Raw genomic sequence first — 11,827 nt, 5'->3', positions numbered from 1 at the left:
TCCGGGACAGACCGGCCCTATCCCGCTGACAGACCCACCCTATCCGAAAGCCCCTCGCGAGGAGCTCAAAGTTGCTCGCGAGGCCCACCGGGATAGAGACCGACCATCCCGGAGCTCCTCGCGAGCAGCCCGGAGACAGACCCGTCCTATCCCTCGTACTCAATCGAGGGCCTCCGATACAGGACGGACTACCCCGGTTGGGGGCGTGAGTACCTCCGGGAGAGTCGCGAGTACCTCCGGGAGGGGCGCGAGTACTTCGGAGGAGGTCGCGAGTACCTCCGAGGGGGGCGCGGGCCCATGCGGCGGGGAGACGAGTGAAGGCAAGCATGCCCGGCGTGCAGGTCTTCGCCGCGCGATGGGCACAAAGACGAGGAAGCGATCAATCCGGCTGGCTCGCGGCTTCGATAGGATGGCGTGGCCTGTCGGATACGTGAGCCTGTCACCAAGTCGGAGTGACTTGGCTGCGACGAAATTCAGCATCGAGGCTTCAAACGCAAATCGGGAAGGCGACGAGATCTACGCGCCGCCCTCCCACCGATCAAGCCCCTCTTTCAGCAGCCCTCAGCGCCTCGAACAGATCCCGCATCTCCTGGGCCAGCATCGAGCACGCCCACAGGTAATTGTCCTGCAGCGTCGGATTCATGCGCCGGAATGCATCCCCCGCATCGCCATAGGTCATGGCGAGCAAGGACAGCAACTGCACCTGTCGGGCGGAAAACTGATCGACGATGGCCAGCGCATTGGCCTCCTCGGCCAGCCGATAGAACGGCCCCGCCGGGGCGGGGAAACTGAGCGGCGTATTCATCGCAGCCCCCTCCGTGCCTGGCGTGGAAGAGGCAAAGCAATTACGAGGGCATTGCGAATGGACGCGTGCGAACCGGCGCACGCCAGGGTGGAAACAACCATGGTGCGGACTCCTTGTTGATGGACTGATCCGCCAACCGCTGCGAAACGGGGGGCGGGCCAAAGCGGGGTTCGCAGACCGGCAACAAGGAACCGGCAGGCCGAAGCCTCCCCACCCGGCCCGCCATTGATCGTGGGCGCACCTCGGGTGCACGGACAAAAAAATAGCCGCGGCGCGGCTGTTGTCCGCCTTGCTGTACCGGGCTGCGAAACCCGGTCGCTGTTGTTTCAGCGACGGGCGGGAGTATCGGTCGGGTGTTGCGGGGGCGTCAAGAGACGGTGTTGATGGCATGAATGACGAAATCGTCAAGCTCTCGCACTGTCTGCCAGATCAGAAAATTGTGAACTGCTCCGCTGCGAGGATGTTCCTGCATGGCCAACAATGGACAGTAGTTTTCGGCCAACAGCGGAGGGTTGCGTCCCGATCCAGATAGCGGTCATCGAGGCAAGGCGGTAGGCTTTACACCTACGTACTGCATTAATCGGATGCCGCCAGAAAGAGATTGAGAAGGAAAATATGGACTCTGCAATTATACAAGTACTGAAAGATTGGATTATTCCGCTTGGAAGTGTCGCAATTTCAATCTGGTTTGCTGCATCCGCAAAAAAAGACGCTGACAGGGCCGATACATTGCTAGTGCAAATTAACGAGGCTATTCAAGGGTGGCAGAGCAAAATCATGGGCTCAGCCACAAATATCCTTGATTCATCACCGCAGGTAATTGAAGGAAAAACAATGCTTGCCAAAATGCGAGCCGCCGAGTCGATGGTTGAGATGATCAAAGAACACGCCCAAAACCCGAACAAACTTTCGGCACAAGAACATGAACACACCATGCTAGCCCTGTCGGCACAACTGTCCATGCTTCTAGATAGTACAAAGCGGTAGCACGCCTTTTACCTATTCATTACAGTACCTGCGCAACAATCCGTGCAAGTCGGTGATTCAAACGTTGAACGACAGCATTCCTCGGTGCTAAACGACGGCTCTGGGTCGGAACTTGTCGGTCCGACGGGCGGTAGTCGGCCAAAAGCGGCCATTTGTCGACTTGGGTGACATCCACCACCACTCTGTGCACCAGACCGGACTCGCTGTCGGCTTCAATGTGCCGAAGTAGTGCTGGTTGACCCTCTTGATCTGATCCTCTGGGCACTGCAGGCCGGTACCCACCGCTTTTCGGCGGCCTTGCTGCGACCCGAGAGGGTATATAAGAACATGACTGCCTCAAACAGGTTTCGATCGAACCGAGTTGGCCTACGCCTTCGACTACTAGGATCTTTTAGCCAAGATAGGCGGATGCCATCGTTGACCTTCCGTTGGATATTGGCTACATTATGGTCACGACATCATTCGTGGTCAGCGTACGCAAATTACGGATTCTCTTATCTCACTAAATAGTGGGAGGCGAATCCGCGCATCAGCGTGATCAGCCTCCTGCATCTCACCTAGGAGGCTGAAAATGACAGATATCGTCCCATCCCCTCTCGCTACCTCAGAACGTCGCAAGCTTAAAGGGCGTGCGCTTGCGCGTATTGATCGCGAGCAGAAGATGCTGGCCTCCGGCCCACTTGGCGTCGAGCGACTGGTTCTAAATATTGCGCTTGACTTCATGGAACGCCACCCAGGCATGTCCTTGACTCAGGCCGTTTTCGCTGCGCAAGCTTACTGCGATCGAGCACATGGCTAAGCGAGGACGACCATGAATAAGCAAACGACTTCTGTTTCGCATAACGACGCCATTTATGCTATCAGCATAGCGGGTTGGCTTGAGCATCTTCATAGCGATCTCTCGGAAGCACTCCTTGAGATAGCAACTGAAGACATTCAGCTGCCTAATGGGCAGAAAGCAGGCATTTACAAGGCTGAAAAAAAGGCTGAGTATTACGCTCAGTCCGACAGGTCATGCTTGTCCGCCAAAAAGTATCTAAATAGCTGCTCACAGAGCGATTTTGGACTTGAGTGGGACAAGCTCATCAGCAAAGTCAAACAAATAATAAATGACAAATGCATCCCCCTTCTAGTAGCACGGCATGAGCCCTCTGTGACAGAGCAGCATGAAATCCTAAAGGCTGCCAGCAACGGACACGTTGGTGCAATGTACTGGATCGGTACTGCTCTCAGGGGCATTAAGGATGACAATTGTCTACTGTGGTTATCGATGGCTCACAACCGGGGGCATGTCGGGGCGTGCTACGAAATGGCAGCACATCTTGCATCTAAGGGTAATCACATCGAAGCTCTGCGATGCTTGATAGTATCCGCCGATGGAGGATGCGATCACGCCTTCATGAGCATCTTCGACTTTGACGTCTTGATTAATATGTTCAAGACTAAGCAAGTTAGCCTGCTTGAAAATATGCTCGATGAGCTTGCGGCAACCCACTCTTCAAGCGCCAGATATCTCAAAGGCATGCTAATGCTCTTTCACGGCAGGGAAACTGAAGGAGTTGCGGTTTTAGAAGCCTTTTCGAAAGGGCCGAAAAAACAACCACCGAAAGATGATATTGATATAGTGTATGAAAACCAAATCAAGATGATCAGTAGTTTCGTTGAGGGCTTCTTGGCGGATATTGCTTCAGGGATACAACCGCTGGATGCCATCCTGGCTCGTGGCAAACAGGCAGGATTCATTAAATTTGAGGACTACGATGAATTAGCCACAGCTGTTCATAACATGCGCTTATCTGGATAGAAGGCCGCTTCGTCAGGCAGGTTCACTATCCTGCTGGCGCTCACGAATTGTCGTTTTTCCTGGCCGTTTTTGCCTGATACGACCGACCGCTTTGGGTCGGTAGCGGGCAGCGAGAGTCGGGGGCTGGCTGCAACACACAACCGGTTGCCCCAGGTTTCCTTCAGCCGTGCCGTTACTGGGCATTCCACTGCTTGGAAGATATGCAGGAATCCAGTCATGGATCTCCGGCTCTCCTGCCAGGGCGGGTGCATCCCCTTTTGAGGCAGACGTCGCCAAGCTTTGGTGGACGCGAGTTGCTAGCACCCGATATACATTCCTGAGGCACCCGGCGGGCGCCCGTCTTCAGTGATGCTTCTTGTCCTTGCCGACGCTGTCCTTCGCGTCCTTGGACTTGCTGCCACCGTCCTTCTTGTCGGCCTTGTGGCCACCTTCCGCCTTGCTGTCCGCGGACTTGTCCTTCCCGGCGGCTTTTTCCTTGCCTTGGGCTTTTTCGTGGGTGGCTGGCTTCTCCTTGGCGGAGGGCTTGTCCTTGCCGGAGTCCTTTTCCTTTGCAGACGAAGCGGATTTGTCTCTTGCAGAGGATTTTTCGGAGGCGGGCTTCTCGTCCTGTTTGTCGGCGGCTTTACTCTTCCCATGCTTGCCGCGCGGGGCTTCCTTTTCCTGCTCCCGGTCCTTGGCGGACGGTGCCTCGCCCTTGCCGTGGGCGAACGGCTTGATCGGTGCGGCGCCGACGGCCACCTTGCGCTCAACCACCATCGGTCTGCCGTTGCGGCCGCGTACGACGGTGCGCTGGACGATGAAGGTGGGGGGCTCGATGGCGCCGGCCTGGGGGCGGGTCGGCAGCATGTTGGCGAGGGTAATGCGCTCGCCGTCGCTTTCCGACGGCACGATCAGCGTGTAGCCGGTGCCGATGCGGGCCCGCGGCGACAGGCCATTGACCTGGCGCAGACGGCTGGCCGAGATGCCCAGCCGGTCGGCCACGCCTTCGAGGGCCTCACCTTCCTGCAGTTCGTAGGTCTTCCAGCTGGCGCTGGCCGGGTCGTGCTTCTCGAGGTTGCTGAGGAAGACATCGACCTTGTTGGCCGGGATGATCAGCGACTGGGTGCCGTTGGTCGGTAGCACCGGGCGCTTGTAGCCGGGGTTGAGGGCGAGGATTTCCTCCACCGGCGTTTCGGCCAGGCGGGCGGCGGTCGCCAGGTCGAGGGGTACGCGGCTCTCGACCGTGGAGAAATAGGGCCGGTTGGGGATGAATGGCAGGGTGATGCCGAACAGCTCCGGCTGGGCCACGATGTTCTTCAGCGCCTGCAGCTTGGGCACGTAGTAGCGCGTTTCGCCCGGCATGTTGAGGTACTGGTACTCGGTCGGCTGGCCGGCAGCGCGGTTCTTGGCCACCGCCCGGCCTACCGCGCCTTCGCCCCAGTTGTAGGAGGCGAGGGCCAGCTGCCAGTCGCCGTGCATCTCGTAGATGTATTGCAGGTAGTCCAGAGCGGCGTTGGTGGAGGCGATTACGTCGCGCCGCTCGTCCACCCACCAGTTCTGTTCCAGCCGGTAGGTCTTGCCCGTGGACGGCACGAACTGCCACAGACCGGAGGCCTGAGCGGAGGACAGGGCCATCGGGTTGAAGGCGCTCTCCACCATCGGCAGCAGGGCCAGCTCGGTGGGCATGCCGCGGCGTTCCAGCTCTTCGACGATGTAGTAGAGGTAGCGCTGGCCGCGGCTGAAGATCTGGCGCAAGGCGGCGGGGCGGTTGATGTAATAGATCTGCCGGTCGGTCACCAGGTCGGTGTTGAGGTCCGGCATCGAGAAGCCGCGGCGGATGCGTTCCCACAGGTCGTCGGGCGCTACCGTCAGGTCGATGGTCGGCACCTTGACATGCTGATCCCGGATCTCGAAGGTTTGCGTCGTGGGTGAGGCGCTGTTTGCGTCGAGCCGCGACGCGGCCTGGGCCAGTTGCTGCGGCGCCTGGCCGTTGTCGGCGAGCGAGGGCGCAACCCAGGATAGAGAAAGGAGCAGCGCGATAACTCTTGGGAACATCAGGATTCGTCGCGCAAAAAGCAAAGGCGGGATTCTAGCCGTCCGCCTGCAAGGGGGTCAAACCCGCGGGCGGCGCCATTTCGCAACAAATCCTTGCGCTCCGCAGGGGTGGGATGACGCCATTTTGAGCCCATTTAGGGCACAATCCGCCTGCAGGGCCGGAGCCCGATCTTCCCCACTTGATTTCCAACTTATAGTCCGAGAGCGTTCAGTGAAAGCGTTGTTGATCGAGGATACCCTGACCAGTGCGACGCTGGTGTCCCATCAACTGCGCAAGATCGGAATCGACCCCATCGTCGCGCGCAACGGCGAGAAGGGCATCGAGATGTTCAAGCAGGAACGTCCGGACCTCGTCCTGCTCGACATCATCATGCCGGGCATGGACGGTTTCGAGGTGGCGCGGCGTATCCGCCAACTGGAGCAGGCCGGCGAATGGACGCCGATCCTGTTTCTGACCGCCCGCACCAGCGACGAAGACCTGGAAAAGGGGATCGCGGTCGGCGGTGACGACTATCTGATCAAGCCTGTGTCGGAAACCGTGCTGGCCGCCAAGGTGCGGGCCATGCAGCGCATCGCGCAGATGCGTTATTCGCTGCTGGTGCTGACCCGCAAGCTGGACGAGGCCAACCAGGAACTCACCCGCCTGTCGTCCCTCGACGGCCTCACCGCCATTCCGAATCGCCGCCAGTTCGACGACACGCTGCAGTCCGAATGGCGCCGCGCCAGCCGGCAGGGGCGTCCGTTGGCGCTGCTGTTCTGCGACGTGGATTTCTTCAAGCAGTTCAATGACGGCTACGGGCATCAGGTTGGCGACGAATGCCTGAAGGCGGTGGCCCGCATCCTCAAGGGCAACCTGCGCCGCCCGGCCGATCTGGTGGCCCGTTACGGCGGTGAGGAGTTTGCGGTGATCCTGCCCGACACCGACATCGCCGGTGCCCTGCAGGTGGCGGAAAGCATGCGCTCGTCGGTCGAGGGGCTCAGCATCACCCACCGGTTCTCCCGCGCGAATAACGTGGTGACGATCAGCATCGGCGCCGCGGCAGTGGTGCCAGGGCGGGGTGACGGCAACTCGGCCAGCCTGATCAAGGTCGCTGACGATGCGCTGTACCAGGCCAAGCAGGGCGGGCGGAACCGCATTGCCGCCGCCGCGGCCGTCACGTCGGCCGCGGGCGGATCCTAGAAGCGGTTCTTCCATTCCCGGATGGCCGCGAACACCTCGACTGGCGTCGTGAGAGCGTGTCCGGCCTGGGCTTCGGCCTGGCGGATCACCGCCGGCGCACCGCTGCGCAGAAAGGGGTTGGTGTCGAGCTCGCCGGCCAGCAGGAAGGGAACGGTCGGCTGATCCGCCGCGCGCAGCGCCTCGCTGGCGGCGATGCGTTCGGCGACGGCCGCATTGTCCGGCTCGACGGCCGCAGCAAAAGCCAGGTTGGACAGCGTGTACTCGTGCGTGCAATAAACCCGCGTGTCGCCGGGCAAGGCGGCCAGCTTGGCGAGGGACGCGTACATCTGGGCCGGCGTGCCTTCGAAGAGCCGCCCACAGCCCGCTGCAAACAAGGTGTCACCGCAGAGCAGTGCGCCTTCACCGTAATAGCCCACATGACCGGCGGTGTGGCCCGGAATGTCCAGTACTTTTAAGCAGGCGTCGATGCCCGGCAGGTGGACTTTCCCGCCTTCCGTCACCGGATGGCTGATGCCGGCGATGTTCTCCCGTGCTGGCCCGTACACGGGCACCGGAGCCGCGGCAAGCAGCGCCGGCAGACCGCCGACGTGGTCGGAGTGGTGGTGCGTGACGAGGATGGCTTCCAGGCTCAGGCCTTCGTCAGCCAGGTAGCGGAGCACCGGCTCGGCGTCGCCCGGGTCCACGACGACAGCGTGGCGATCGTTGCGAAGGACCCAGATATAGTTATCGCGGAACGCGGGAAGAGGGATAATCTGCATCGGTCTGGTGCCTCAAAAGGCGCGTAGTTACTGGGGTTTTGAGTCATCACAGGGTTGGTATGGCCGAGCAGTTTCAGGGGGGCTTGACCCTACTCGTCGTTTCCGTTCCTGGCTTGGCTCGCATGTCGTGAATCGTAACACCCCTACCTTTGCAAGGCCCCTCGCCTCGTCGAACCACGTCAGAGCTGCGCCGAAAGAAGAGGTGCTAACTGAGTGCTTGCAGGTGTTCAAGCCAGTGCGCTTCGCTGACGATCTTGATGGGAAACCCCGCATCCCGATACTCGATCGCCTTGGCGATCTTCGAGCCGAAGGTGGTGTGCCGCCAACACTCTGAGCCCACGTTTCCGATGACCAGATAGTTGAGGGCCTTGGTTATGGATTTGGAGGGAATGCCATTGCGGGCTTCAATGGCTGCATGGCAGTCTGCGCGCGTCCCGAAGTCAAACACGCCAGTGAAGCAGAAACTATGCTCGGGAAATGCGATTTCCGGTGGCGGTGCGTTGAGGGGGAGAGACGCCGGCGCCCTTGCAGACTCAAGCGGGGGTTGTGCGATGCTCATGACGAGGCCGAGGAGTTCACCTTCTTCGTTTTCATCGAGATGGCCATCCGCGAGCATGAGCTTGAGCCGCTCATACAAAACGTTTGCAGGCCATGCATCAAGGCTGCTGCTATGGTTGTCCAGCCAGGTCAGTATGCCTTCAGCTTCACGTTGATCGATCATCCCGTCCTGCAACGCAAATTCGCATACAGCAAGCAGTTGATCGATGTCACGACGCACCAGACGTTCAGCATGAAGGCGGCGAAGGCGCGGGTCTTCTGGATCGTTGATAGGCTTCATGGTATCTCTGTGCCTTAAGGGTTTTCGATGCTGTAGCGCAGGACATCTCTCGCGCTTGCGGCGTTTGTGATGCGTGTGGTTTCTGGTATCAGCCCGGTCTTCAGGCTACTCACTAGGGTTGCCTCGGTCATTCGGTAGGCTTGTCTTGGAAGGCCGGTGGTCACGCGATGCACTTCGACCATATCGTCGATGTTGACGATCTGAAGTGCATGGCTCCCGTCGGCTGACCAGAACAGGTCAAATTCCTGAAAGTCTGGAGTTGTCGTATTGACCCAGGCCTTACGCATTACCTTGAGGCGCTGGACGTCTTTAGGAGCCATGCCTTCCTGGCGCGCTACGGCCCGAAGCTCCTTGGTGGGCTCCTTGTCGACGTACTCCCGGCGCTCCACCCCCAGCGTCTCCCAGTGCTGGGGACCGATGGCATAGGCCCATTCTGAAAACCACCCTTGAGGATCGACTTCGGAAATACGAGTAGTCGAGGCCGGTGCGCTGCTCATAGCTGTCGTCATTTGGTTGTGTAGTTGAACTGAACTTACCAAGTGCCGACAGAGGTCCCCAATTGCGGATGGCGCAACTGCGGGGTGACCTGCATCACAAAGGGGAAAAGTCCGCTCTTGGTCGCAGCTTGTCTTGCTTGTGATGGGGGGAATAACATTGTTATAACTTCACACGAGGAGCAAGCGATGCGTACGATGCTGAGGAAGGTGGGCAACTCGCGGGGCGTGCTGATTCCCGCCGCGCTGCTGGCGGAATGCCGGATCGAGGGGGCTGTGGATCTGACGGTAGAGGAGGGGCGGTTGATTATTACGCCCATCAAGGCGCCGCGCGCGGGATGGGCGGAGGCGGCCGCGCAGATCGCCACCCGGGAAGACGAGGACGAAGCACTCTGGCCCGCGACCTTTTCTGAGGAAGAGGGCGGAGAGTGGGAATGGTGAGGCCGGCGCTGCAGCGGGGGGACGTGTGGCTGGTGAATCTCGACCCGACGATAGGGGCGGAGATCAAGAAGACGCGTCCCTGCCTGGTGGTTTCTCCCCCCGAGTTGCATGACTACCTGCGCGCAGCGCTGGTGGTTCCGCTGACCAGCAAGGGTTTTGCTGCGCCATTCCGCGTGGCGGTGCAGTTTGACGGCGTATCTGGACTGGCGTTGCTGGATCAGATCAGGACGGTGGACAAGATGCGCCTGGTGAAGCGGTTGGGCGCGATCGATGAGGCGGTGCTGCAGGCGATCCTGGAGACGCTGCAGGAACTGTTTGCGGCCTGAGGCTGGCTGCGTAGACGGTCGAAATCGAGAGAAGCGCCACAACTCACTCGCCCGCGCCATCGGGGCTTCTGTATTTACAGGGGTGCTGCAAATTCCAAGAGGTACAATCTGAACCCGGTCACTAGCCGCTCCAGGTCCGCATCCGAAAATGTCGCCTCCCGAATCCTTCCCCGGTCTGCATGCGTGGCTCGAAACCCCGCTGGGACGCTATGTGATGGCGTGGGAGAAGGCGCGTTTCGACGTGCTGGTGGCGGATATCTTCGGCTACCACGCGGCGCAGCTGGGCCTGCCGGAGTTCGATCTGCTGCAGGCCAACCGGATGCCGTTCCGTTTCCGCGCCGGAGCCGGCGAGGTTCAGGTGGAGCTTGATTATGCGGCGCTACCTTTTGCCGCCGGCAGCCTGGATCTGGTGGTGCTCCCGCATGTGCTGGAGTTTGCCGACAACCCGCACCAGGTGTTGCGGGAAGTGGAGCGGGTGCTGGTGCCGGAAGGGCATGTGGTGATCGCCGGTTTCAATCCGCTCAGCCTGTTCGGCATGAAGCGCCTGCTGGTCCGGGAAACCTGTGCCTACCCGTGGCACGGGCAGTACCTGTCCCTGCGGCGCATCAAGGACTGGCTGGCGCTGCTCAGTTTCGAGGCCAATTGCCAGGCCTCGGGCTGCTTCGTGCCGGCGATGGAGCAGGAGAAATGGATCGAGCGCCTGGCCTTCATGGATGGCGCCGGCGACCGCTGGTGGCCGATCGGTGGCGGGGTGTACATCATCCATGCCATCAAGCGGGTGCAGGGCATGCGGCTGATCATGCCGAAATGGGAGCGCAAGGCGGCGTCGCGTGCGCTGGCGCCCCTCATTCAAAAAACGGGCCCCCGTCACGGGGGCTCGCAGAAAACCCTGGTCGAGAAAGATTTTGGACGAGATTGATATTTATACGGACGGCGCCTGTTCGGGCAATCCGGGCCCGGGCGGCTGGGGCGCGATCCTGCGTGCCGGCCCCCACGAGAAGGAACTGTGGGGCGGCGAGCCCGCCACCACCAACAACCGGATGGAGCTGCTGGCGGTGATCCGCGCGTTGCAGGCCCTCAAGCGTCCGGTCGCGGCGCGGGTGTATACCGACTCCCAGTACGTGCAGAAAGGCATCTCCGAGTGGATCCACGGCTGGAAGGCGCGGGGTTGGAAGACCGCCTCCAAGGAGCCGGTCAAGAATGAAGACCTGTGGCGCGCCCTCGACAGCGAGGCCGCCCGTCACCAGTTGCGTTGGCTGTGGGTCAAGGGCCACGCCGGCCATCCCGAGAACGAGCGGGCCGATGCGCTGGCCCGGCGCGGCGTCGAGGCTGTGCGCAAGACTGGAAAGATAGTGGATACAGGAGCAGCGGCATGAGGCAGATCGTTCTCGATACGGAAACCACCGGCCTGGACTGGAAGAACGGCGACCGGGTGATCGAAATCGGTTGCGTGGAGCTGATTGACCGCAAGCTGACCGGCCGCCACTACCACGTGTTCATCAACCCGCAGCGGGATATCGATGCGGGCGCGATCGCGGTGCACGGCATCACCAACGAATTCCTCGTGGACAAGCCGCTGTTCAAGGACATCGTCGCCGAGTTCGAGGAATTCGTCGCCGATGGTGAGCTGGTCATCCACAACGCGCCCTTCGACGTGGGCTTCCTGAACCACGAACTGAGCCTGCTGCGCCGGCCGCTGCTCACCGCCATCTGCCCGAGCGTGATTGACACCCTCAGGCTGGCGAAGGAGCAGAACCCCGGCAAGAAGGCATCGCTGAACGCGCTGTGCAGCTTCTACGAGATCGACAATACGCACCGGACGTTGCACGGCGCCTTGCTCGATGCGGAGCTGCTCGCCGACGTGTACCTGGCCATGACCCGTGGCCAGGAAAGCTTGATCATGATGCTCGACGAGCCAGCGCCCCAACTGGACGACGGCGATGCTGGAGGCCCCATCGAGCGTCCGCCGCTGCGGGTGTTGCGGGCAACGCCGGAAGAGCTGGAAGGCCACGATAAGGTGCTCGGCGAGATCGCCAAGGCCAACAAGGGCAAGTGCCTGTGGTTGCCGCCGGCGCCGGCCGAGGCGCCTGCGGCCTGAAATCTTCAAGGAAATGCCGGGGCGTCCCAAGCTCCTTGTCCCTCGCGGGGCGGGTTGGGCGT

At 60.7% G+C, this 11,827-nt stretch carries 15 protein-coding genes; 9 read left to right on the top strand and 6 right to left on the bottom strand.

All coding sequences use genetic code 11. The features are described from left to right. Positions 1-538: 538 nt before the first annotated feature. The gene (locus AC3QL2_RS24515) at positions 539-805 is read right to left on the bottom strand and encodes a hypothetical protein (RefSeq protein WP_493234789.1); all 267 of its coding nucleotides are present in this window, start codon (positions 803-805) and stop codon (positions 539-541) included. Positions 806-1,420: 615 nt separating this feature from the next. On the opposite strand from AC3QL2_RS24515, the gene AC3QL2_RS24510 reads away from it, so the two are divergent. The 3 genes from AC3QL2_RS24510 (at position 1,421) to AC3QL2_RS24500 (ending at position 3,596) form a co-directional block, all read left to right on the top strand. After that, a complete protein-coding gene (locus tag AC3QL2_RS24510; RefSeq protein WP_493234791.1) occupies positions 1,421-1,792 on the top strand; it encodes a hypothetical protein in 372 nt (123 codons plus the stop codon). A gap of 571 nt (positions 1,793-2,363) precedes the next feature. Then, the gene (locus AC3QL2_RS24505) at positions 2,364-2,591 is read left to right on the top strand and encodes a hypothetical protein (RefSeq protein WP_493234793.1); all 228 of its coding nucleotides are present in this window, start codon (positions 2,364-2,366) and stop codon (positions 2,589-2,591) included. A gap of 12 nt (positions 2,592-2,603) precedes the next feature. Then, positions 2,604-3,596: a hypothetical protein gene (locus AC3QL2_RS24500; protein WP_493234795.1), complete on the top strand. Its 993-nt coding sequence runs from the start codon at positions 2,604-2,606 to the stop codon at positions 3,594-3,596. On the opposite strand, the gene AC3QL2_RS24495 is transcribed toward AC3QL2_RS24500, so the two are convergent. Beyond that, positions 3,572-3,814 (bottom strand): hypothetical protein, encoded by a 243-nt coding sequence (locus tag AC3QL2_RS24495; RefSeq protein ID WP_493234797.1) that lies wholly within the window; start codon positions 3,812-3,814, stop codon positions 3,572-3,574. The two genes, AC3QL2_RS24500 and AC3QL2_RS24495, sit on opposite strands and share 25 nt — an antisense overlap. A 124-nt stretch (positions 3,815-3,938) precedes the next feature. Further along, the gene (locus AC3QL2_RS24490; protein ID WP_493234799.1) at positions 3,939-5,630 is read right to left on the bottom strand and encodes a transglycosylase SLT domain-containing protein; all 1,692 of its coding nucleotides are present in this window, start codon (positions 5,628-5,630) and stop codon (positions 3,939-3,941) included. Positions 5,631-5,841: 211 nt separating this feature from the next. Here AC3QL2_RS24490 and AC3QL2_RS24485 point away from each other — a divergent pair, with 211 nt between their 5' ends. Then, positions 5,842-6,810, top strand: a complete 969-nt coding sequence (locus AC3QL2_RS24485) for a diguanylate cyclase (protein WP_493234800.1) — start codon at positions 5,842-5,844, stop codon at positions 6,808-6,810. On the opposite strand, the gene gloB is transcribed toward AC3QL2_RS24485, so the two are convergent. The 3 genes from gloB to AC3QL2_RS24470 form a co-directional block, all read right to left on the bottom strand. Continuing rightward, the gene (gene gloB / locus AC3QL2_RS24480; protein WP_493234801.1) at positions 6,807-7,568 is read right to left on the bottom strand and encodes a hydroxyacylglutathione hydrolase; all 762 of its coding nucleotides are present in this window, start codon (positions 7,566-7,568) and stop codon (positions 6,807-6,809) included. The genes AC3QL2_RS24485 and gloB overlap by 4 nt on opposite strands. 205 nt (positions 7,569-7,773) lie before the next feature. Next, positions 7,774-8,406 carry a hypothetical protein gene (locus AC3QL2_RS24475; protein ID WP_493234803.1) on the bottom strand — a complete coding sequence of 211 codons (633 nt, stop codon included), beginning with the start codon at positions 8,404-8,406 and terminating at the stop codon, positions 7,774-7,776. 14 nt (positions 8,407-8,420) lie between these two features. After that, positions 8,421-8,903, bottom strand: a complete 483-nt coding sequence (locus tag AC3QL2_RS24470) for a hypothetical protein (RefSeq protein WP_493234804.1) — start codon at positions 8,901-8,903, stop codon at positions 8,421-8,423. A gap of 186 nt (positions 8,904-9,089) precedes the next feature. Between AC3QL2_RS24470 and AC3QL2_RS24465 the strand changes: the two genes are divergently transcribed. The 5 genes from AC3QL2_RS24465 to dnaQ all read left to right on the top strand — a co-directional run bounded on the left by AC3QL2_RS24465 (position 9,090) and on the right by dnaQ (position 11,765). Further along, positions 9,090-9,341: an AbrB/MazE/SpoVT family DNA-binding domain-containing protein gene (locus AC3QL2_RS24465; protein ID WP_493234806.1), complete on the top strand. Its 252-nt coding sequence runs from the start codon at positions 9,090-9,092 to the stop codon at positions 9,339-9,341. Further along, positions 9,335-9,667, top strand: coding sequence for a type II toxin-antitoxin system PemK/MazF family toxin (locus AC3QL2_RS24460; protein WP_493234807.1), 333 nt, complete (start codon positions 9,335-9,337; stop codon positions 9,665-9,667). Before AC3QL2_RS24465 ends, AC3QL2_RS24460 begins: the two co-directional genes overlap by 7 nt. A gap of 148 nt (positions 9,668-9,815) precedes the next feature. Continuing rightward, entirely contained in the window at positions 9,816-10,586 is a 771-nt protein-coding gene (locus AC3QL2_RS24455) for a class I SAM-dependent methyltransferase (protein ID WP_493234808.1), read from the top strand. Continuing rightward, positions 10,573-11,043, top strand: a complete 471-nt coding sequence (gene rnhA, locus AC3QL2_RS24450) for a ribonuclease HI (protein ID WP_493234810.1) — start codon at positions 10,573-10,575, stop codon at positions 11,041-11,043. Before AC3QL2_RS24455 ends, rnhA begins: the two co-directional genes overlap by 14 nt. Further along, positions 11,040-11,765, top strand: a complete 726-nt coding sequence (dnaQ, locus tag AC3QL2_RS24445; protein ID WP_493234812.1) for a DNA polymerase III subunit epsilon — start codon at positions 11,040-11,042, stop codon at positions 11,763-11,765. The genes rnhA and dnaQ overlap by 4 nt, the downstream gene beginning before the upstream one ends. Positions 11,766-11,827: the final 62 nt, after the last annotated feature.

It is taken from the genome of Zoogloea sp. GW822-FHT05C07, from assembly GCF_058800215.1.
This window is presented reverse-complemented; position numbering and strand designations above follow the sequence as displayed.